Raw genomic sequence first — 22,366 nt, 5'->3', positions numbered from 1 at the left:
CTCGCTACGACTTTGCGTTAAGACCAGGTCAAAATTCTTCCCGCAGATTACGCTAGTTTCGCAGATTTAAACTTTTTATCTGCGTTGATCTGTGTGATCTGCGGGACACATTTTCCCCTCCCCGACACTAGTAGTAGCGTCTCGCTACGACTTTGCTTTAAGACCAGGTCACAAGTTCTCCCGCAGATCACGCTAATCACGCAGATTTGAGCTGTTTTATCTGCGCCAATCTGCGGGAGATATTTTCCTTCCCTGCAATCCCAGAATTTCCTAAACCCGACCGCAATGGAAACACGCATTCCGTTTTTCACGGAAGCGGATTTGTAATACCCGCCTGCGGACGGGCAGGAAGGGCCGGGCTGCTGTTTCAAAAGAGCGAAGAAGCTTGCTTTCTGCTCTAGTGGTTGGTGGGTCACCAACCAAGGGTTAGAACCTTGCTTTCCATAGAAGAAAAATGTCTGCCTGTCATGATTTTTTACGGACTACAGAAATTGATAGTAAAAATAAATGAATCTTGAAATCCTCGTGTAAACGCTCATAAACCCATGTTTTAACGCCTCAAATTTCATTTGACAATTCAATGATTGTCGATTTCTGAAATGGTTCTACATTTGCTTAACGGTGTTAGATTATTTACACTTAATAAATTCCGTCATGGGAAGTAAAGAAAGAATTCTACGTTTAAAAGAAGAAACCAGAACCAGTATTCTGGATGCAGCCCTGAATATTGTTCAAACAGAAGGGTGGCAGGCTTTGAGTATGCGTAAAATTGCGGACCAGATTGAATACACTGCGCCAATTATTTATGAGTACTTTCCTAATAAGGACGGTATTTTACTGGAACTAACCAGGAGAGGTTACCAGATTCTGGCAAAGGATATTCGCACGGCCCGCGACAAACATGAAACACCCGAAGATAAAATGGAAGCCATGTGGGTTGCCTACTGGAACTTCGCTTTCGCCAATAAAGAATTTTATCAATTGATGTATGGTGTGGATATGGTTTGTTGCACCGTAAAAAAATCATTGAATGAAGCGGAAACAGTTTCGAATATGTTAGGCGAAGTGATTGAGTCTTTATTCAAAAAGAAACCGGTATCTGAAGATGATATTTGTATGAAATACTACACCTACTGGTCCATCATCCACGGATTGATTTCAATTAACCTGGTGCGCCCTAATGGAAGAACAACAGACGAGTTAAACCAGCAAATTTTAAAAGACGCTATTAAAGGCATTACCCTATCCATTAACAGCTAATATTTTTTTAATCGTAATTTAACACTGTTAGATTATTTATACACTTTAAATCCACAATAAATTATATATTATGAATGCTATCCATTACTTGTTCATTTCACTTAACACTGTTAAACAGTTTAATAAGGTTAAGTCAGTGTTAATTGTTCTAACACTTTCCTTACTTCTTGCAAGTTGTAAATCATCGCCGGAGCAATCGGCAGCTGCGCCACCGCCACCTTCTTTGCCGGTAAGTGCCATTAGTGCAAGCACCGAAACCACTTATATCGAATATCCGGCTTCTATACAGGGCGCTGTTGATATTGATGTCCGTCCGCAGGTGAGCGGTTATTTACAAAGCGTACTGGTTAACGAAGGCGCTTATGTTTCTGCCGGACAAACATTATTCAAAATTAATGACAACCCATACCGTGAAGCTTTAAATAATGCAAAAGCCAGCTTACATGCTGCAGAGGCGGCTATTTTAAACGCGCAGCTGGAAGTAGACAAGCTAACCCCACTGGTTCAGAATAAAGTGGTTTCTGATTTTCAATTGAAGACGGCTAAAACCGCTTACAAAATCGCCCAGGCCAATGCCGAGCAAGCCAGAGCAAGTGTGGCATCGGCCAAAATTAATTTAGGTTATACCAATGTTAAAGCAACGGTGAGCGGTTATATCGGTCGTATTCCAAAGAAACAGGGAAGTTTGGTTTCGCCGACGGATCAAATTGCTTTAACCCAGTTGTCAGATATCCACGAAGTACATGTTTACTTCTCGCTTGCGGAAAACGACTTCAACAACTTTAATGCAAACTACCCGGGTAAATCACCTGCCGACAGGATCAAACACTTGCCAGCAGTAGAACTTTTATTATCGGATAATTCAGCTTACCCGATTAAAGGTAAGATTGATATGATTGATGGTCAGTTTGATAAAAATACAGGCGCCATTACACTCAGAGCAAGTTTCCCAAATGCGAACGGCGTGCTTCGCTCGGGCAATACGGGTAAGGTTCGTTTGGGCCTACAACACAACGATGCCATTCTTGTACCGCAGTCTTCTACAGTCGAAATGCAGGATAAAGTATTCGTGTTTACCGTAGGCGACAGCAGTAAGGTGAAAAAACAAGCCATTAACATTGTTGGTAAAGCCGGCGAAAATTACCTGGTTAAAGATGGGGTAAAAGTGGGCGACCAGATTGTATTGAGCGGGGTTGATAAGTTACAGGAGGGCATGGTTATCGCGCCTCAGAAAGCAACAGATAAAGTAGCCCTTGCAAAAACAAAAAATTAATAAATTATTAAAGTTTAAAAAGTCATGTTTCAGAAATTTATAGACAGGCCTGTACTTTCAACCGTTATCTCCATTTTATTGGTGATACTTGGTATACTTGGCCTAACAAAGTTGCCCTTAGAGCGCTTTCCAAATATCGCACCTCCGTCGGTATTGGTTACCGCTGTATATCCCGGGGCCAATGCCGAAACCATATTGCGTTCGGTAACCCCATCACTGGAGGAAGCCATTAATGGTGTGGAGAACATGACCTACATGACCTCCAGCGCCAGTAACGACGGTACGCTTGCCATCACCGTTTTCTTTCAGCAGGGTACCAACCCCGATCAGGCGGCGGTTAACGTACAGAACCGCGTTTCGCAGGCCACCAGTCAGTTACCTTCAGAGGTTGTTCAATATGGTATCACCACCACTAAACAGCAGAATAGTTTTATCGGTGCCATCGGTATCTACTCTGAAGATCCAAAAAAATACGATGCGGTTTTTGTAAATAACTATGCACAAATCAACATTATTCCCGAGTTAAAACGTATTCCCGGTATAGGATCAGCCAGTGTATTTGGTGGTATTAAAGATTATTCCATGCGCATCTGGTTAAATCCAAGTCAGCTGGCTACTTATAAAATTACGCCTAATGAAGTGATTGCAGCTGTTCAGGACAAAAACCTTGAAGCAGCACCAGGCCGTTTAGGAGAGAGAAGTAGTGAAGCCTTTGAATACATCATCAAATATAAAGGTAAACTCACCAAACCAGAAGAATATCAAAACATTGCCATCCGTTCTAATTCAGATGGTTCAATCTTACGCTTGAAAGATGTGGCCCGTGTGGAGCTGGGTGCCTATAGTTATGGTAGTGTAAACCGTTTAAATGGAAAAGATGGAATTACCATTGGTGTAATCCAGTTATCCGGCTCTAATGCGAACGAAATCCAGATTGCCATTGATAAACTGTTGGTAAAACTATCGAAAGATTTCCCTGAGGGCATTAAATTCAACCAGTTTTACAGGACCAAAACCGACCTCGACGAATCCATCACCCAGGTACAGCACACTTTGATAGAAGCCTTTATACTGGTATTTATCGTTGTATTTATCTTTTTACAGGATTTCAGGTCGACTTTAATTCCGGCTATTGCCGTTCCGGTGGCGATTATCGGTACTTTCTTTTTCATGCAGCTGTTCGGCTTCTCCATTAACCTCTTAACACTATTTGCATTGGTACTCGCCATTGGTATCGTGGTGGATGATGCGATAGTAGTCGTCGAAGCGGTACATGCCAAAATGGAAGAGAATCCTTCGCTGAGTCCGAGGGCGGCAACTACCCAGGCGATGAACGAAATTACCGGGGCCATTATATCGATTACACTGGTGATGGCGGCGGTATTTTTACCCGTTGGTTTCATGACCGGTTCAACAGGTATATTTTACAAACAGTTCGCCTTAACCATGGCGATAGCCATTATTATATCAGCGGTTAATGCGTTGACTTTAAGTCCTGCGCTGGCAGCCTTATTTTTAAAGAACAAACATGCAGGAGGCGGACACAATGCCCCTAAAAAAGGTTTTGTAGAAAAGTTTTATGCCGGCTTTAATGGTGGTTTCAATTACATGACCAACCGTTATATCGGCGGCTTAAATGTGCTTATCCGCCATAAATGGATTAGCATGGCCGGGCTCGCATTAGTTGTTTTGCTTACCGTTTTTATGGTGAGCCGGACTAAAACGGGCTTTATCCCGACAGAGGATCAGGGCTTCGTGGCGATTGCCGTGGCCAGTCCTTCGGGAACCTCATTAGCCAATACCAATAAAATGTTAAAACAGGCAGAAGCCGAGTTGAGGGCGATGCCATCTGCAAGGTTCGTGATGTCGCTTGCTGGTTATAACTTTTTAACGGCATCCAACAGTCCGTCGGCTGGTCAGATTTTCTTATTGTTAAAACCGAACGACGAAAGAGGGGCAGTTAAAAATATCGATGAAATACAAAACATTGTAAGGGCTAAAATGGCTGCGATATCTGCCGGTACCTTCTTTGTATTCAGTTTCCCAACCGTTCCGGGCTTCAGTAACGTAGAGGCCATGAACGTAATGTTACAGGATAAAACGAATGGCAAGCTGGATAAATTCAGCGGTGTGGCAAATAACTTCATCGCGAAGTTAATGGCAAAACCAGCTATTGCTTATGCATTTACATCTTATAAAGCAGATTATCCCCAGTTACAACTGGATGTTAACGACGAAAAAGCTGATCAGTTGGGCGTGAGTAAGAAAGACATCTTACAAACCATGCAAACGTATTTCGGTACGGCGCAGGCATCCGATTTTAACCGCTTTGGTAAGTACTACCGTGTGGTGGTTCAGGCTGATGTGGCCGACAGGACCGACCCGGCAAGTATCGATAGGGTGTTTGTTAAAAACAAGGCAGGCGAAAGTGTGCCAATCAGTACCCTGGTTAAGTTAACCCGCGTGTATGGTTCTGAGACGGCTTCCCGTTACAACTTGTTTAATTCCATCGAGGTGAACGCGATTCCTAAACCAGGTTTCAGCTCGGGTGATGCGATTAAAGCGATAGAAGAAACCGCGAAAGAACAATTGCCAACCGGCTATGCCTATGAATTCTCCGGACAAACACGTGAGGAAATTTCTTCCGGCGGACAGTCGACCGTGATATTCCTACTGTGTCTGGTATTTGTGTACTTCCTGTTAGCAGCACAGTATGAGAGTTACATCCTGCCATTAGCGGTCATCCTTTCCATCCCTACAGGTGTATTCGGTGTGTTTGCCGTATTGGGTTTAACCGGTATCGAAAACAACATTTATGTACAGGTGGCGCTGATTATGCTTATTGGTTTGCTCGCTAAAAATGCCATCCTGATTGTAGAGTTTGCCGTGCAGCGAAGAAAGGCAGGATTGAGTATTGTAGATGCAGCGATAGAAGCAGCAAGGTTAAGGATTAGACCAATCATCATGACCTCACTGGCCTTTGTGTTTGGTTTGTTCCCGATGAGTATCGCAACAGGTCCGTCGGCACAGGGTAACCACTCCATCAGTATTGGCGCCGCAGGCGGTATGGTATCTGGTGTAATATTAGGTTTATTCATCATCCCGGTGCTTTTCGTCATCTTCCAGGCTTTACAGGAAAAATTATCAAAAAAATCAAAAAATGAGGTTGTTCACCACCATGGAGAACCTGTAAATAATAATCATGTAGTTTATGAAACGGTTTAATATTTATACCATCCTGCTCCTTGCATTAATCTGGAGCGGATGTTCGGTTTCAAAAGATCTGGCCTTGCCAGAAAGTCTGGCGCCGAAAATGTTCAGAAATTCAACACCAAAAGATTCATCCAGCATCGGCGATTTGCCCTTGAAAAGCTTTATAAATGATCTTACGGTACAAAACTTAATCGACACCGCATTGGTTCGGAATTACGATATGCAGATTGCATTGAAGAATATTGATGCCGCTGAGGTCTTGTTTAAACAATCGAAACTGGGTTATTTACCCGAGTTAAAATTACAGGTGGCGGCAAGTTCAAGCCGCCCCTCTGATAACAGTTTAAACGGATTGAGCCTGAACCAGTTTACGGGTTCTACGCATATTGAAGATTATACAGCGAACCTGGGCGTTTTCTGGGAAGCCGACATCTGGGGTAAAATCCGCAACCAGAAAGCGGGCGCTTTAGCCAGTTTTCTGCAGACTGAAGAAGCCCGTAAAGCGGTTCAAACCCGTTTGGTGGCTAATGTTGCACAAGGTTATTACAATTTGTTAATGCTGGATGCGCAACTGGACATCGCCAGGAAAAACCTGAAGCTAAACGACAGCACACTTAGAATCATCAATCTACAGTTTGATGCCGGTCAGGTAACATCATTGGCTATACAGCAGGCCCAGGCGCAACAGTTAAATGCGGCGCAACTGGTTCCCCGTTTAGAGCAGAATGTAATCTTGCAGGAAAATGCTTTGAGTGTTTTAATCGGTACGATGCCGCAATCGATTAACCGCAACAACCGCCTGGAAAAAATGCTTATCCCGCAGGATTTGAATGCCGGTTTTCCATCGGCTTTATTAAGCCGCAGGCCGGATATCAAATCTGCTGAACTTGCTTTAAATGTGGCAAATGCCAGAGTAGGGGTGGCGAAAGCCAGCTTATATCCTTCACTGGTGATTACTGCAAGTGGTGGTGTCAATTCATTCAAAGCCAGTAACTGGTTTAATGTACCGGCATCTTTATTCGGTTTGGTTTCCGGCGGCATTACCCAGCCGATATTCCAAAGGGGACAGCTGAAAAGCAATTTAGAACTGGCAAAAATCGACCGGGAGAAAACGGTTATCCAGTTTCGCCAGTCGGTTATTAATGCCGTAGGGGAAGTGTCGGATGAATTAACAAAGTTTGAGAAACTGAAAACCCAATATAGCATCGCGGAAAAAAGAGCGCAGACTTTACAGCAGGCATCAAGAAATGCAAGTTTGTTGTTTAAAAGCGGCATGGCGAATTATTTAGAGGTGATAACTGCGCAAGGTAATTTATTGCAAAGCGAACTGGAACTGACTACCATTAAAAACGAGCAGTTAAATGCAGTTGTTGGTTTGTATAGATCGTTAGGTGGGGGTTGGAATTAAGGGGCCCCACCCCGGCCCTCCCCGAAGGGAAGGGGGCTGCAGGGTGCAGAACCTTTCCGAAGTTTAAGGCTTTCGCTATTTCCCCCTTTGGAGGGGGGAGCGAAGGTTGTGTTGTGGCAGGGGGAGGAAAAGCCCCACCCCAACCCTCCCCGAAGGAGAGGGAGTTGCAAGGTGCAGAACCTTTCCGAATTTTAAGCGTTCGCTATTTCCCCCTTTGGAGGGGGGAGCGATGGTCGTGTTGTGGCAGGGGGAGGAAGGCCTCACCCTAACCCTCTCCAAAGGAGAGGGGATACAAGGAGCAGAAAAAAACTATCGGGTACCCGTAGGGCGTGGTGTTATTAGTAAAACTTATTTTTTAACCATATAAGACATTTAAGAGCATTTAGGCGCTAAGCTTATATGAACTTATATTTCTTATGTGGTAATTTTTTTTGAAACTATGAGGGGAAGCTCCAATAGAGGCCCCACCCCGGCCCTCCCCGAAGGAGAGGGGGTAGCAGGGTGCAGATAGCATGGAGCATATTGTAGATGCGGTAATTTATTTTTCTAGCCCTTTCCGTTTTGGGGAAAGGTGCCGATAGGCGGATAGGGGTTTAAGGCGCCCGCTATAATCCGGTCGTCATTCCCGCGCAGGCGGGAACCTTAAAGTGTTCGCTCGGTCTTGCCCCTCGCTCGGTCTTGCCTCGGTTAGCCACCGAAAGGCCTTTACTTTTTCCTTGGTCAAAGCTTTATTGTTCGTCAGCACAAGTTCCGACGAAGGGTCGGAAAGGGCGCGCTGACTCGTTTCGTGATAATTGAAAGGAGGTACAAAAGCTTTAACGTTTTCTCCGTCCATCATTTCCTATGCCAGTAGCATGGTGCAGATGGCAGGACGTATAGACGGGAATCCGTAGGTATCTACTTTGAAAATTGAGGGGCACATTGCGTCGTCATTTCGACCGTAGCGGAGAAATCTATTTAATTTTACATTAATAATTTGCAAAGATCGTTCTACTAGGAGAGCGATGGTCGTGTTGTGGCAGGGGAGGAGGCCCCACCCCGACCCTCCCCGAAGGAGAGGGAGAAGTAGGGTGCAGATAGCATGGAGCATATTGCAGATACGGTAATTTATTTTTCTAGCCCTTTCCGTTTTAGGGAAAGGTGCCGATAGGCGGATAGGGTTTAAGGCGCCCGCTATAATACGGTTCGCTCGGTCTTGCCTCGGTTAGCCACCGAAAGGCCTTTACTTTTTCCTTGATGAAAAAGTAACAAAAAATCAAGGCTTGGATCTGATGTCGGATAAACTCGTCAAAGCTTTATTGTTCGTCAGCACAAGCGCGGCGGTCGTGTTGTGGCAGGGGGAGGAGGCCCCACCCCGGCCCTCCCCAAAGGGAAGGGGGTTGCAGGGTGCAGATAGCGTGGAGCATATTGGAGATGCAGTAATTTATTTTTCTAGCCCTTTCCGTTTTGGGGAAAGGTGCCGATGGGCGGATAGGGGTTTAAGGCTCCCGCTATAATGCAGTCGTCATTCCCGCGCAGGCGGGAACCTTAAAGCGTTCGCTATTCATCCCCTCACTCATTCTTGCCTCGGTTAGCCACCGAAGGGCTCTTTCTTTATCCTTGATGATAAAGAAACAAACAATCAAGGCTTGGATCTGATGTCGGATAAATTCGTCAAAGCTTTATTGTTTGTCAGCACAAGTTCCGACGAAGGGTCGGAAAGGGCGCGCTGACTCGGTTCGCGGTAATTGAAAGGAGGTACAAAAGCTTTAACGGTTTCTCCTTCCATCATTTCCCAGGCCGATAGCAGGGTGCAGATGGCAGGACGTATAGACGGGAATCCGTAGGTATCTACTTTGAAAATTGAGGGGCACGTCGCGTCGTCATTTCGACCGTAGCGGAGAAATCTTTTTAATCTTACATTAATAATTTGCAAAGATCGTTCTACTAGGAGAGCGCGATGTGTGGCAGGGGGAGGAGAAGCCCCACCCCGGCCCTCCCCAAAGGGAAGGGGGTTGCAGGGTGCAGATAGCATGGATCATATTGCAGATGCGGTAATTTATTTTTCTAGCCCTTTCCGTTTTAGGGAAAGGTGCCGATAGGCGGATAGGGGTTTAAGGCGCTCGCTATAATGCGGTCGTCATTCCCGCGCAGGCGGGAACCTTAAAGCGTTCGCTCGGTCTTGCCCCTCGCTCGGTCTTGCCTCGGCTCGCCGCCGCCGAGGGGGCTCTTTCTTTATCCTTGATGATAAAGAAACAAACAATCAAGGCTTGGATCTGATGTCGGATAAACTCGTCAAAGCTTTATTGTTCGTCAGCACAAGTTCCGACGAAGGGTCGGAAAGGGCGCGCTGACTCGTTTCGTGATAATTGAAAGGAGGTACAAAAGCTTNTCGTCAAAGCTTTATTGTTCGTCAGCACAAGTTCCGACGAAGGGTCGGAAAGGGCGCGCTGACTCGTTTCGTGATAATTGAAAGGAGGTACAAAAGCTTTGACGTTTTCTCCTTCCATCATTTCCTATGCCAGTAGCATGGTGCAGATGGCAGGACGTATAGACGGGAATCCGTAGGTATCTACTTTGAAAATTGAGGGGCAGGTTGCGTCGTCATTTCGACCGTAGCGGAGAAATCTTTTTAATCTTACTTTAATTATTTGCAAAGGTCGCTGTACTATAAGAGCGCGAATGGTCGTGTGTGGCAGGAAGCCCCACCCCGGCCCTCCCCGAAGGAGAGGGGGTTGCAGGGTGCAAAACCAATCCGAAGTTTAAGGCGTTCGCTATTTCCCCCTTTGGAGGGGGGAGCGGCGGTCGTGTTGTGGCAGGGGGAGGAATTATTTTATTCCTTTTGCAATTCTTATTCTTTCCCCTCACTCAGTCTTGCCTCGGTTAGCCGCCAAGGGGCTCTTTCTTTATCCTTGATGATAAAGAAACAAACAATCAAGGCTTGCACCGTTTTTTATGTGATAATATTGTTTTTATAGGTATAAAAGATTGCTGCTCAATTCTTGTAAAAACCTACGGAAATCTGATAGCGGCAGCCTCTAGGCTCTTACCCTTCACTCATCCCAACACACCCGCTTGATTCTGCCTTGGCCTGTAGGAAATTGAAAAAACTGCAAAGATTCCCGTGCTTTTTCCTGCGAAAATCTGCTATGCCGGTAGCAAGGTGCATATAGCATGGCGCAGAGACAGGCATCGGTAAATTTTGTTGTTGGAATATGAGGGGAGGGGGTGGTTGAAATTAAAAGCCCCACCCCAACCCTCCCCGAAGGAGAGGGGGTTGCAAGGCGCAAAACCAATCCCTAGTTTAGGCGTTCGCTATCTCCCTTTTGCTCTAGTCTAACTCACTTTTCTCCTAATAATTCTTTTTTTTAATAAATTAGTCGTCTTTCCCGCGCAGGCGGGAATCTTAATGCATAAGCTAATTCTAAGAGCCCGGCTTTTCGTCAGGCCGCCATCGCTATTACATCCCACAGCCTAAGACCGGCACAGCCCTACACCAGAACAACCCTAAGTGGGCTTATTCTTAACCCTTTATTAACCTCATGTTAACCCGCCAGTCGAATGCGAGGCAAAGCTTTGGTAAGGCTGATGTACAGCAGAGCCCTACCTCAACTGAAGCAAATGTAAAGCTGCAGGCAGGGAAATACACAGCTGGCTGCACGCTAACCTGGCCGGAAGGTGGCCTAAACGCGGACTAAATGTGGCATGAAGTGGAATGTGGAATATTTTTTTGGACTTCTTAATCAGATTGATTAATCGGATTATCGTCCCTTTTTGCTTAATCCAATAAACAAAAATATGGCTATCCAGAACGGCGTTATCAAAATTTATGGGCAACCGGGCGATCTTGTCTTTTACAAGCGCGGAAATACGGCTGTGGTACGAAGAAAACCGGTTCAAAAAACAGCAAACGGAAGCGAGTAAGAAAAGCAGTCGCGATTTTGGCAGCGCCAGCAGAAATGCCGCTTACATCCGTAAAGCATTTGCCCCGATGGTGAAGCTTTATGCCTATGACGATCTCCTCAACCGCCTGAACAAGCGTTTCATCGAAATCTTTAAAACCATCCCGGCGGAACAGGCAGGTGTTAAAAGGCTGACAGACGGTAACCTGGCTTTGCTTAAGGGTTTCGAATTTAATAGTAGCAAGCCCCTGGAAAAATTATGGCTTAGCGAAACCGATTTGCGCATAGAAGCCGATGGATTAGTAAAACTTATTCTGCCTGAGGGCGAAATAAAAGCCGTCCTGAAATCGCATCCTAAGGCAACCGAAGCCCGCTTGCAGCTCATGGGCTTTCATTTCGACCTCGATGATACCCGCGGCTATGAAATTTTGGAAGTAAATGACCTGGTGATACCTTTAAGCAACAGCCATTTTCCGAAAACAGCCTTAGCGTTACACCTGGATCACAAAGGCGATAAAGCTTTAATCTTCGCCATGGGCATTTCCTTGTTTACGGGTACGGCCCGCTTTGGCGACCGGCGTTATTATGCCTGTAAAATTATTCACGCCCTGCATCTAAAGGATGGTGTAATCGTCGATTTTGTAGCGCAACCTAATTGGAAAATGAAGTAGTGGAGCAGGGGGGACAAGTTAAGCTGGGGGGTGGAGGAAGAGTGAGTTTGTTGTTATTTAGTTTGGGGTTTTAATAAATAGATTAGTTTATTTTGTATTGGGTAAGGCAGGGAAATCGCTTTTAACTTTTCTCTGATAATTTTTCCACTTTTTGCGCATGCCTAAGCATTATGTTTGCCACGGAAGCACGAAAAACACGAAAAAATTTAATCTCCTCCGTGATTTCTGTGTTTCCGTGGCTAATTAATTTTTGCAAATGTTTTAAAAGCAATTTCCCTGTAGGGTACGGGAAACCGTATAGTGTATCTAAAAAAATTATCAAATTTGACTCTTGTTTTATCGATGGTATACTTATCGTTTCTAGCGATCGCATTAAGATTGCTTCGTCGGCTGAAAAAGCCTTCTCGAAATGACGACCATTTATAGAAAACGAAACTGTTCGGCTTAGCCAAGATTAAAGGGCCTTAATTTTGGAAAAGCAAAATCTACCAAAAACGAACACATTAAAAACGTTTATGAAGAAAAAGAGTTGGACGAAAGTACTACCATGAAGATATTCGGAAATTCCGAATTTCAGCAAAAGGCATTTAATTACTACAATCTTGATGTGATTATCTCTGTAGGCTATCGTGTAAAAAGCTTGAAGGGTACCAAATTTAGGCGACGGGCAATCGCCAGCCTGAGAGCATATATTGTTAAAGGCTTTACCATGAACGATGAACTGCTGAAATAAGCAGGACGCAGAAAATCATTAGCGTTATTTCAATCGGGATAAATCCGTCATTTTGATCCATTAAGCTATCGGATGGAGCGTAGCGTAATGCCTGCCTGCGGAAGGCAGGGAGAAATCTCTAAACGGTGTTTAATCAACATCCGAAGTTAACAACATTATACCTGCAGTTGGTAGGTTTATGATTGCGGGTGCCAGCATGATGATCGCAGTTGACAGTTCTATCAGCGCAGTTAACAACATTATACTTGCAGTTGGTAGGTTTATGCTTGCCGGTGGCAGTATTGTTAGCGCAGTTAATAGTTTTGAACTTGCAGTTGATGGTTCTAAACTTTCAGTTAACAACATTATACTTGCAGTTGACAGGTTTATGTTTGCGGTTAGCAGTTCTATCAGCGCCATTAACAACATTAAACTTGCAGTTGGCAGGTTTATGTTTGCGGTTGATGGTTTTACCAACGCGGTTAACAACTTTATTAGATAGGTAGGTTACTTTTAATTTGCAGTTAACAGCTTTTTTTTGCTTTAAGAATATGGTAAATGCAATTGGCTGCTCTTGTTTGCAGTTAACTTTTGCAGGATGTGCTATAATAAAAACAGCAGCCGATTTTTATTTCTGCTGCTGTTTTAAAATGGATATAAGGTTGGGATGATTATTTTCATTAAAGGCTAAATTTTTGCCGATTTAAAGGGGATGCCCGAAATTTGCTTGTACTGCGGGGTACTTACGCCAAACAAAGATTTGCTGTAGTTCTTGGCATCTAAAGCGAGTGCCACTATACCGGTTTCTGCATCGTACAGGATTTTGTTGCGGTTAAGCCTCAAGGTACTCAACTCTGATGTTTTTGATACCACATCGCGGTTTTTTTGCAATAAATCGTTGTACAAAGTAGTAAGGGTGGCCTGCTGCAGCTCTACTTCGTTGGGCGCATAGGTGGGAATGGTGGCTAACAGTTTAATTTGTTTATCGAAGGTATCGAGTTGGCTATCGAAACTTTGTTGCGAGGCCGATACCTGGTTAACAATGGTGCCGCTTACTGCGAGTTTCTGTTTTTCTTCTTCGGTTAACTTTACCGATGCTCTTTGGCCCTGAATTTTGCGGTTGTGGGTAACGGCATTATCAATTACCTGCTGTGCAACATCGCTCGCTTTTATCGCATTTACTATCCGGGTGCTCAGCTTTTTTAAAGGCTGAAAAGCCAGATCGCGGATGGCAATGGCATTGCTGTTTTTTGCAGCTGCATCATGCACCTGCCCGTTAATTATTTTTGCTGCGGCAGCTTTTTCGGTTAAACTGCTTAACTGGATGTTTACATTTCTGGGATTGTAAGCGGCGCCATAGCCGGTTAAATAAGTTAGGAGGGTTTCGAAATTGGCTACGTTTTTGGCGTGGCCGGTGTCGTTGGTTGTAGACATAATGAGATGGTTAAAATTAAATAAATAAATAATTAGCATTAAGATAGTATTATTTTCTTTACAACTAAAAGGAGTGAAGAAATTTTTTTTTAATAGGTACGGGAAACCGTAGGGAATGTTGAATGGAATAGGAGAGGTTTGGCTAAATAAATTTAAAACCAAATCTTATGGCCAGTTACCGATTAAATTTGAACCAGCAAGCCAATGGCGATTACGAGGTTCACAAGGATGATTGCGATTATTATCCTTCACAAAATTACGATTATTTAGGGCTGTTTAGTTCTTGCACACCGGCGGTTGATGAGGCGAAGAGGAAGCACCCTTACAAGAAAATTAATGGTTGTGTGCATTGTTCTAAACCTTGCCATACTACCTAATCGGGATCTAATTTTAAAAGCACAGCAGCTGGACGGTTGTTGTGCTTTAGTTTATTTGAAAATAATAAATTGGAATCCTTAATATTTATTGCAACATTTGGTACATCTCAAAATTAAATTAACGCAGTAATGATATCTCATATTTCTCTGATTCTTTCCAAGAATCTGCAAACTCCTGTTTTGCTGTCTATTTTCAATTTGAGTAATAAAAATTTTTAGAAATAAATCACTCATTTAACCTTCATTCAATTTCAATGAAAAATAAGTTTATAGAAAATGAACTTTGGTATTTAAGTCTTGCCGGAGCCTTTCAGCGTAACAATGTTTACGCAGAAAATATTGATGATAATAATGGGAAGAAAAAAGAATCTTTCAAGAAAAAGCTTAAAGAACATGTTCTTAAGATAACAGATCGATATCATGTGTTTGTTTCAGATGAAAATCATGTAAGTAATATTTTAGAAATAATTGCTCTCAACGCAGATGACATACTTAAAGTGGGAAAGCTAACTTTTGGCACGGCACAAAAATTATTGAATCTGTATCTGAAATATATGTGGTGTACGGAGCGATTAGCACATATCCCGCCACATTGCCCGGTTGATAGTATAATTCTTGGGAATTCTAAGAATTATAAGTACGATAGTTGGACGAAATTGAAGTGTGAGACAAAGTACATGCTTTACATCAATGATTTAAGAGAGCTAGCGACTCAGGATAATCTACATTTAGCCGAATGGGAATTAGGTGTTTTTAACAGAAGGGCAGAAAAAAAACTTGTGTAATGGAAATAAATAATCACGAATTCCAAAATTTATTTGGACAAGTAAACGCCCTCATATCAAAATATAAGAAGGTTAACGATCTAACCGGTGAAAATTTTAATGTTTTTAAAATTCTAAAATTAGAATCATCTGAAGTGCGCATGCACTCAGCCTTTATTGCGGAGCTGTTAAATCCCAAAGGCAGTCACGGGCAGAAAGATGTGTTTTTGAAGCTGTTTATAAAATCATTCTGTTTTAAAGGCGCAGAGATTGATACCGCGAGCTGTACGGTGGAGATAGAGAAACATGTAGGTTTTATAAATGATGATAGGACCGATGGTGGTAGGATTGATATTTTTATTAGTGATAAACAAAACAATCATGTTATCATTGAAAATAAAATCTATGCAGGAGATCAATATAACCAACTCGTACGATACCATCAACATTCTGAACACGCAGATATCTTGTATCTCACTTTAGAGGGTGGTGAACCTAATAAAAATAGTTGCGGTATATTGAAGAATGAAGAACATTTTAAATGTATTTCTTATAAAAATAGTATTATTGAATGGCTAGAAGCCTGTCGTAAAGAATGTGCGGTGTTTCCAATTATCCGGGAATCCATAACCCAGTACATTAATCTAATAAAATACCTAACTAACCAAACGACCAACCATACCATGCAAGAGGAACTTTCAGAAATCATTAAAAATAATTTAGAAGCGTCTATTTCGATTGTTGCTAACATTGATAAGGCACTTGACAAAATTTCTATAGAATTTGGAAAGGATTTAGAGCAGGACTTCCAAAAGAGGAATTTGGATTGTTCTTATCAGATTAATTTTAACAAGCGTTACACTGGCATATGGTTCTCAAAGTCAGAGTGGAGGTATGTAAACATTGGTTTTCAATTTCAAAGTTATGATAAGGATATGATTTATGGTTTTTGTTGTAACGAAGACCCAAAAAGCCATCCAATTCCAGACGAACTGAGGAAAAAACTTAAAGCGCTACCATATAATAGCAAAAAGAATAATGATTGGTGGAGCTGGTTTAATGATGTTGAGCCGCCTTTTAAAAACTGGCACGATTACGAGACCTGGAAAAAAGTGATCGACGGGGAAATGAAGAATATGATTATTGATAAAACTGAATTCCTACTTAAGCTGGCTGAGGGAATAGAACTGTAGTTAAAAGTGCTATACTTTTAGAATTATCCCGTTTAAAGAATGTTAAACATATTTAAATGCTGCTTCCTTATTGAAGTTCGGTGAATAAATGCTTCTAATTTTAACCTAAAGCTTGTTGATTAAGATGCTAACTGAATTAGAAATTGTAAATTATTTAATTCAGAGCATTGCTATTCGAAATGCTCAGCTTGCTTTAGTTAAACAGCAAAATAATATTTAAAGATTTTCTCATCATTACGGGAACCCGTAATTTTTACTTGTCTCGGCCGGGTATCTTGGTGCCATGAAAAGATTTTATTTTATCCTGTTTTTATGCATGGGCTTCCTGGCCTGTAGCAAACAAAACGAAGTTGGCCCGGAGACAGATACTGAAACTTATACACCATGTGGTACGTATAAGTCTGGACAAAAATTATATCAAGGTTCTAAAGGAGGCTGCTTCTACTACAATAGTAATGGTAATAAAACATATGTTGAGAGGAGTGCCTGTAAGTGTTAATTTGATTAATGTTTGAGAAAACCATAATCTTGCTGCGATTGACTCACTGAATTTTGGCTCATCCAATTAACTATTTTCTTAATTTAATACTTTACGGTTTCCCGTAAAGTGTCTTATTTTCAGTAATTTAATTAATTTTTTAGCTTTTTAAAGTTATTAACACGGTGTCAATTTAGAGATTGATAGTTAAAATCGTTCTACATGAGTTTTTGACAATTTAATGTTTTTAACTTTAATAATAAATTTGGTTTTGTTGATAACTAGCTAAGAACTAGCAATTCAGTTTTATGTACCTTGGTAATATTAGTAATACACAATAATATTAATTTTGGAGTTATAAATATAAAAAGGCTCAGGAGACTTCGACATATCCTGAGCCAAATTAAATTTATTATTCGCAACTAGGGAAATTAGATACGAACATGAGATAGTCTCGTTATTCAGAACGGTACAAAAGTAAAACTATTATACTTTAGTACATTAAAGATTCATATTCTTTTTCTCCCATTGCCTTGGGGATGCCAGCCTTGCAAAACTTCTGGAAATAATTAAATGTGTCCAATTATTGGACATAGATTCCCTATTATTAAATTTTTTAGCATGGCTACAAATGGCAAATCAGGCGACAACCGCCGACATGGAACAGTGAGCGATCGCTCACAAACTTTTAACCCGACAACCGAACAATGGGCAAAACGGGATATCGAAACTGGTAGATTTATGGATGTGAAACAGGCTTTTAAGGGTATTAGGAGGGAGAAGAAATAATATGAACAGAGTTCTAAATTCAAAAGCACACCTGGAAAATCTGTTAACAGATGGTGTAAAGTATTATATAGGCTTTGGTGTAAAAAATTTAACTTCAGAAGGAGTTGGTTATCGGGATTTGACTGAATTAATTAAAGGGAATGTTTCTGACATCATTGTCATGGGGAGAAAAGGGCCGTTAAAGGAAAATGTTGATGGAAAGTGGGGAAGAAAACAACCACCTCGAAAAGTGGACAAGGAAGTACATATTGACTATGTTAATAAGCATGGTACAAGGGTTGAGTATGATAGGAATTATGAAGTATGGGAAAAGGAGATTCTTCACAAATATAGACTTAGCTTAAAAAGAGCAAGATCACCGCAAGATGAAACCATTCTTTATTTTCCAATATTTGAGTATAAAGACGAGGAGACACACTTTTCCTTAGCTAAAGCTGCAATGAATATTGCCATCTATCTAGGAGGCTATTTTCAAATATACAATAATATTTTTGAGCCGATTATACCAATTACAGCTACTCTAGGAAGAAAAATATTAGAAAAAGGAGCAGGGAATGTAGTTGATAAGTTGCAAGAAATCAAAGCAAATATTGATTCGAATGACGCTGAGGAAGGAAATACGGGTAATAGTTATCGATTTGCAGTTTTAAAAGAACACAGCATTACAGATGTATATAATGGGATTGGAGGCTTTAATGAATACTTCCAATTTGAATTTGCTAAAGATGATATTTTGATTTTGGAGAACTTGAGAGCAGGGAATGCCACGTTTATATTTAAACTCTCTGAATTTAATCCGCAAATAACTTTGGATAAGCAAAATGTTAGGAATGAAACAGGATTTTTAGAAAGAGTCGTTCATGTCAATCTTGAAAGCTGGCAAATGAAACTTCAAAAGTATTTAAAAAAAGCGCATTAGTGATATTCTTTAATGATTAATATAGATAAATCTAAATAACTAGGCATATTTATACTAATTATTTCAAAGTTTAGCCTATATCTATCTTTTATTAAATTTTGGAAGGATTACATTAAAGAATAATAACATGCAAATAAGTGAAATTTATAATCTGCAAAAAACGCAGGCACAGCTTGATTTTATTGATATAAACCCTGAAGTTGATATACCTTTATTTATTGATCCCTTCTTTCTAAGCAAAAGAAACGATAATTGGTCCATTGAAGCAACGTTAACTCTTAGAAGTTTTTTCCAAAAAGTTATAGATCTGATCAGAGCTGGAAACGAGGAAGACGCTAAGGCGATGTTTAGTCATTTACATGAACCCAATAGCACTTGCCTAGGTATGTCGGTGGGTAACCCACAAGGAAGGGGAGTGGGGAATGAGGATACTGATAAAATATATGAGAGTTTATTAAGAAGTCGAGCAATTCAAACAGGACTGATTCAGGATATTGAAGACAATATACTATTCGTAGACAATTTTGGTAAAGATAAGTTATCAGATATGGCTACGAATATTATTACTAGACACTTAATAAAATATACCAAAGATCAGTGTGAGTTACACAATATCGAGTTAACTAACAACATAGCTTCTGGATTTTTCTGGAGTCGACAAGAAAATGAGTGGCAGGCAGAGTACACGGAAATGCTTGTTATTGATGGTAGAAAGATTTTACTAGTGCCTAAAGGTATAGTATCCTATAGCAAGAGTTATTCACCAGATAGGTATTATAATCATTTTATTCTAGACTTTTTGCAAAATGAAAATTTAAGAATGAGAAGTGCTCTTGTTCAAAGAAGAAATAATGGAGCTAATTTTGTAACTAAAAAAAGCATTAAAGAGATAAATCCTCAATCAAAAGAATTTCTTCGAAGATTTACTTTAGAACACCCGCAAGTACTTGAACAGTTCAAAGAAGAAACAGATATAGAATCACTTACTAATTTGGAGATAACTGATATTGATATTCGTGCCGTAATAAGAAATCTAGTAGGAACCTTAACAGAACTAGATCCTGGTGCGGATACTGCATCTGAATATCATAACCTTATGATTGGTGTACTAGAAATTATTCTATATCCACATTTGATTAATCCTGTGAAAGAAAGAGAAATCCATAACGGTAGAAAGAGAGTTGACATTTCATTTGATAATGCATCCAAAACTGGTGTTTTTTATAGACTACAAGAATTCTATCAATTACCCTGTCCGTATATTTTCGTAGAATGTAAAAATTATAGTAGAGATATCGTGAATCCTGAATTGGATCAAATTGCTGGTAGATTTTCTTTTCAAAGAGGAAAGGTTGGCATCATTATCTGTAGGCAAATAGATAATCTTAATCTTTTCATAGAAAGATGCAGAGACACTTACCGTGACCAAAGAGGACTTATTATCCCACTAGTTGATGAAGATATAGTACAACTCCTTAATAACCATAACAATTGGAACTGGAGCTTTGCTGAAAGATTTTTTTCTGATAGAATAAGGGAAATAACGATTAATTAAGAATTTCTCTTTTAAAGGTGATTTCAAAATTGTTCAAACTAATTCTTAGAATATAACCGTTCCATCTCAAATATATTCTGATGCTGGTGATTAAATAAGGATAACTTATAGGCTTTTTATAGGTTAGTTAACAAAGGCACTGAATGTTAGGCTGAAATTTAAGTTATATAATTTAAATGCGGTTGTTTTACATTACATATAAGTCAAAGTTATTTCAGGAAGATTATTTTTGATATTAGATTAAAGATTACCTTCAATTAGTATTTTCATATTATGAAACAATATATCGCAAGACTTAAAATAATAGACAAACAGCTTAGTGAAGAGGGAGTTATTGATATTTTCTCTCAATAGAGACAAGCAACATTTTATTGAATTTATAGAAATATAATTTCGATAAAAAAGATTACATTACCTGAATAAAAGCAATTAATAATAACAAAATATTGGGGCGGGTAAAACGGTTGGAATGCTACGTTTGGCTACAATGCACCACGTCTAGGATTTACGCTAGCTGGAAATGGTAATACCGATTTCCAAATTATTTATTAGAAATAATGAGGATAACGTTAAGAACAGCCCTATAGCTGTTGACACCTTGGGATTAGTACGGAAGATTAATTTATTAAGCATTTTAATGATGTTTAGAGATATTGATACAAAAGTAATGATTCTTATACCTGAATAGAGTAGCGTCGCAATAGCTCATTAAGAGTGAAAGCTTCGAGGTTTGCGAAAACCTGAGCATGTATATTCCTAACCTGCTACGTAACTCGCCCCTTTTTTACATGGAAGAAATTGAGAAATGGTTTAAAGTAAAAAGGTATCCTCATATTGGGCTGCCTATAACGATCAGAGATTATGGTCGTGTAAGAGAGTATGTAAACAATTCATCTAAGATTGCAAAGCACAGTTTTCTTCCACTTATAAATAAATCAATATTAAAACGGAGATACAGAGCAAATAAAACGCTCAAAAAGTTAACCCCAACTCGCAAACGAGAGAGGATAAAAGATAAACCTAAAGTAAGAGATACTTATTTTGCATCTCATATTGATGCAATGATTTTTTCGAAATACAGTTATTTTTTAACTGATAAATACGAAAAATTTGTTGAGAAAATGCCTTTTAATGATTCCATTGTTGCTTACCGTCAAATAGCTATTGTGAAAGGAGCAAAAGGCAATAAATGTAATATAGACTTTGCTAAAACAGCTTTCGAGTTCATCAAATACAGTGATCAGGAAAATCTTACTGTAATTGTAGCAGATATAACCTCTTTTTTCGATAACCTTGACCACAAAATATTAAAAAAAAATTGGGCTCGGGTTTTAGATAATATTACACTTCCCCCTGATCATTACAATGTTTTCAAGGCTTTAATTAAAATTAAGTATGTAGTGGCGCAACAATTATTTGATTTTTATAATCAAACAATGATTGTAGAAAGAGGTGTGGTTAATTCGGATGTGAAAAAAGAATTCAAAAGAAAAAAAATAAATAATCTTAGGTTTGCTAAGGAAAAAAAAGCTGTTGCATATTGCGAAAAGGATGAGTTTCTAGCGAAAAATCTTAGCTTAATAATTTCAAAGAATAACAAAACCGGTATACCGCAAGGAAGTCCCATTAGTGCTACTTTAGCGAATATCTATATGTTAGATTTTGATTCTAGAGTATATCAAGAAATTAGTAATATCGGTGGATTTTATCAAAGATATAGTGACGATATTATAATTGTTTGTAAACAAGAAGATGAGAATGTTGCAATAAACTTGATCCGAGATGCAATAAAAAGTAATGAAGTTAAACTTATTGTTGAACCTGACAAAACCAAGGTATATCATTTTGAAAAAAGAGGTGGAGATTTTTTAGGATTCGCCATTAATGAAATAACGAAAAATCCAATATATGGCAAACATCTTGAATATTTGGGTTTTTCGTTCGATGGGAAGCGTGTGCTAATTAAAAGTGGTGGATTCGCCAAATTTTATCGCTCTATGAAAGGTTCTTTTAACAGAGCCGTTGATTATGCATTAAATAGCAAAAATCCCGACAAAAGTTTATTCATGGGGAAACTGTATAAACGTTTTACTTTTAAAGGTGCGAATCGAAAATTGATTTACCGTCCGTCAAAATTAGATCCAAAGGTATTTGAAGCTTCGAGAACATATTATTGGGGAAACTATCTAAGCTATGTTTATAAAGCTAATGAAACACTAAAAGCTTTGAATGGGAATGATGCTGTAAAAAAGCAGAGTCGCAAATTTTGGAATAAATTTAGTTCTTTATCAAAATTAGCGAAATCAAAATTATAGATTTATTCTCCTGAAATTCTATTTCGAATTATCTAATTTAGTCAAATTAACCAGCTTAGAAAAGCAAAAGCTCAATCGTCTCTTGTGGGGCTTTTTCCTTATTTATTCTTCAATATATCCACTG

At 40.0% G+C, this 22,366-nt stretch carries 16 protein-coding genes; 15 read left to right on the top strand and 1 reads right to left on the bottom strand.

Features of this window, described 5'->3' with window-relative positions; genetic code table 11:
* Positions 1–654: 654 nt before the first annotated feature.
* From ASF92_RS09785 to ASF92_RS09735, 8 genes are all read left to right on the top strand, one after another.
* Positions 655–1,260, top strand: a complete 606-nt coding sequence (locus ASF92_RS09785; RefSeq protein ID WP_056091706.1) for a TetR/AcrR family transcriptional regulator — start codon at positions 655–657, stop codon at positions 1,258–1,260.
* Positions 1,261–1,330: 70 nt separating this feature from the next.
* On the top strand, positions 1,331–2,533 hold the full coding sequence (locus ASF92_RS09780; protein WP_056091703.1) for an efflux RND transporter periplasmic adaptor subunit: 1,203 nt from the start codon (positions 1,331–1,333) through the stop codon (positions 2,531–2,533).
* A 24-nt stretch (positions 2,534–2,557) separates the two neighbouring features.
* The gene (locus ASF92_RS09775; RefSeq protein WP_056091699.1) at positions 2,558–5,758 is read left to right on the top strand and encodes an efflux RND transporter permease subunit; all 3,201 of its coding nucleotides are present in this window, start codon (positions 2,558–2,560) and stop codon (positions 5,756–5,758) included.
* Positions 5,745–7,154, top strand: coding sequence for an efflux transporter outer membrane subunit (locus ASF92_RS09770; protein WP_056091697.1), 1,410 nt, complete (start codon positions 5,745–5,747; stop codon positions 7,152–7,154). The genes ASF92_RS09775 and ASF92_RS09770 overlap by 14 nt, the downstream gene beginning before the upstream one ends.
* A gap of 3,521 nt (positions 7,155–10,675) precedes the next feature.
* Positions 10,676–10,831 carry a hypothetical protein gene (locus tag ASF92_RS21000; protein ID WP_157263816.1) on the top strand — a complete coding sequence of 52 codons (156 nt, stop codon included), beginning with the start codon at positions 10,676–10,678 and terminating at the stop codon, positions 10,829–10,831.
* 149 nt (positions 10,832–10,980) lie between these two features.
* Complete coding sequence (locus tag ASF92_RS09750) at positions 10,981–11,706, top strand: hypothetical protein (RefSeq protein ID WP_157263814.1); 726 nt, start codon at positions 10,981–10,983, stop codon at positions 11,704–11,706.
* A 529-nt stretch (positions 11,707–12,235) separates the two neighbouring features.
* Complete coding sequence (rhuM, locus tag ASF92_RS21220) at positions 12,236–12,439, top strand: RhuM family protein (protein ID WP_231729788.1); 204 nt, start codon at positions 12,236–12,238, stop codon at positions 12,437–12,439.
* A gap of 196 nt (positions 12,440–12,635) precedes the next feature.
* Positions 12,636–12,920 (top strand): hypothetical protein, encoded by a 285-nt coding sequence (locus tag ASF92_RS09735; RefSeq protein ID WP_157263812.1) that lies wholly within the window; start codon positions 12,636–12,638, stop codon positions 12,918–12,920.
* 185 nt (positions 12,921–13,105) lie between these two features.
* Here ASF92_RS09735 and ASF92_RS09730 read toward each other — a convergent pair whose 3' ends face one another.
* Positions 13,106–13,852 carry a hypothetical protein gene (locus ASF92_RS09730; protein WP_056091672.1) on the bottom strand — a complete coding sequence of 249 codons (747 nt, stop codon included), beginning with the start codon at positions 13,850–13,852 and terminating at the stop codon, positions 13,106–13,108.
* A gap of 167 nt (positions 13,853–14,019) precedes the next feature.
* Here ASF92_RS09730 and ASF92_RS09725 point away from each other — a divergent pair, with 167 nt between their 5' ends.
* The 7 genes from ASF92_RS09725 to ASF92_RS09700 all read left to right on the top strand — a co-directional run bounded on the left by ASF92_RS09725 (position 14,020) and on the right by ASF92_RS09700 (position 22,242).
* Positions 14,020–14,229 (top strand): hypothetical protein, encoded by a 210-nt coding sequence (locus tag ASF92_RS09725; RefSeq protein WP_197413272.1) that lies wholly within the window; start codon positions 14,020–14,022, stop codon positions 14,227–14,229.
* Positions 14,230–14,483: 254 nt separating this feature from the next.
* Positions 14,484–15,014 carry a hypothetical protein gene (locus ASF92_RS09720; protein ID WP_056091666.1) on the top strand — a complete coding sequence of 177 codons (531 nt, stop codon included), beginning with the start codon at positions 14,484–14,486 and terminating at the stop codon, positions 15,012–15,014.
* A complete protein-coding gene (locus ASF92_RS09715) occupies positions 15,014–16,186 on the top strand; it encodes a PD-(D/E)XK nuclease family protein (RefSeq protein ID WP_056091663.1) in 1,173 nt (390 codons plus the stop codon). The genes ASF92_RS09720 and ASF92_RS09715 overlap by 1 nt, the downstream gene beginning before the upstream one ends.
* Positions 16,187–17,285: 1,099 nt before the next feature.
* Positions 17,286–17,453 (top strand): hypothetical protein, encoded by a 168-nt coding sequence (locus ASF92_RS21215; protein WP_197413271.1) that lies wholly within the window; start codon positions 17,286–17,288, stop codon positions 17,451–17,453.
* Between the two features lies 1 nt (position 17,454).
* Positions 17,455–18,372 carry a hypothetical protein gene (locus tag ASF92_RS09710; RefSeq protein ID WP_056091659.1) on the top strand — a complete coding sequence of 306 codons (918 nt, stop codon included), beginning with the start codon at positions 17,455–17,457 and terminating at the stop codon, positions 18,370–18,372.
* A gap of 127 nt (positions 18,373–18,499) precedes the next feature.
* On the top strand, positions 18,500–19,927 hold the full coding sequence (locus ASF92_RS09705; RefSeq protein WP_056091656.1) for a hypothetical protein: 1,428 nt from the start codon (positions 18,500–18,502) through the stop codon (positions 19,925–19,927).
* A gap of 788 nt (positions 19,928–20,715) precedes the next feature.
* The gene (locus ASF92_RS09700) at positions 20,716–22,242 is read left to right on the top strand and encodes a reverse transcriptase/maturase family protein (RefSeq protein ID WP_056093221.1); all 1,527 of its coding nucleotides are present in this window, start codon (positions 20,716–20,718) and stop codon (positions 22,240–22,242) included.
* Positions 22,243–22,366: the final 124 nt, after the last annotated feature.

The sequence above is a fragment of the Pedobacter sp. Leaf176 genome (genome assembly GCF_001424305.1).
Lineage (GTDB): Bacteria > Bacteroidota > Bacteroidia > Sphingobacteriales > Sphingobacteriaceae > Pedobacter.
The sequence above is the reverse complement of the archived record's forward strand: the minus strand, read 5'-3'. Positions and strand labels throughout refer to the sequence as shown.

Bases quoted from the DNA above. Each gene is read 5' to 3' on its own strand.
- ASF92_RS09780 (WP_056091703.1), top strand. From the start codon at position 1,331: ATGAATGCTATCCATTACTTGTTCATTTCACTTAACACTGTTAAACAG.
- ASF92_RS09700 (WP_056093221.1), top strand. From the start codon at position 20,716: ATGGAAGAAATTGAGAAATGGTTTAAAGTAAAAAGGTATCCTCATATT.
- ASF92_RS09715 (WP_056091663.1), top strand. From the start codon at position 15,014: ATGGAAATAAATAATCACGAATTCCAAAATTTATTTGGACAAGTAAAC.
- ASF92_RS09720 (WP_056091666.1), top strand. From the start codon at position 14,484: ATGAAAAATAAGTTTATAGAAAATGAACTTTGGTATTTAAGTCTTGCC.
- ASF92_RS09775 (WP_056091699.1), top strand. From the start codon at position 2,558: ATGTTTCAGAAATTTATAGACAGGCCTGTACTTTCAACCGTTATCTCC.
- ASF92_RS09705 (WP_056091656.1), top strand. From the start codon at position 18,500: ATGCAAATAAGTGAAATTTATAATCTGCAAAAAACGCAGGCACAGCTT.
- ASF92_RS09725 (WP_197413272.1), top strand. From the start codon at position 14,020: ATGGCCAGTTACCGATTAAATTTGAACCAGCAAGCCAATGGCGATTAC.
- ASF92_RS09785 (WP_056091706.1), top strand. From the start codon at position 655: ATGGGAAGTAAAGAAAGAATTCTACGTTTAAAAGAAGAAACCAGAACC.
- ASF92_RS09730 (WP_056091672.1), bottom strand. From the start codon at position 13,852: ATGTCTACAACCAACGACACCGGCCACGCCAAAAACGTAGCCAATTTC.
- ASF92_RS21000 (WP_157263816.1), top strand. From the start codon at position 10,676: ATGTTAACCCGCCAGTCGAATGCGAGGCAAAGCTTTGGTAAGGCTGAT.
- ASF92_RS09770 (WP_056091697.1), top strand. From the start codon at position 5,745: ATGAAACGGTTTAATATTTATACCATCCTGCTCCTTGCATTAATCTGG.
- ASF92_RS21215 (WP_197413271.1), top strand. From the start codon at position 17,286: ATGGCTACAAATGGCAAATCAGGCGACAACCGCCGACATGGAACAGTG.
- ASF92_RS09710 (WP_056091659.1), top strand. From the start codon at position 17,455: ATGAACAGAGTTCTAAATTCAAAAGCACACCTGGAAAATCTGTTAACA.
- ASF92_RS09735 (WP_157263812.1), top strand. From the start codon at position 12,636: ATGATGATCGCAGTTGACAGTTCTATCAGCGCAGTTAACAACATTATA.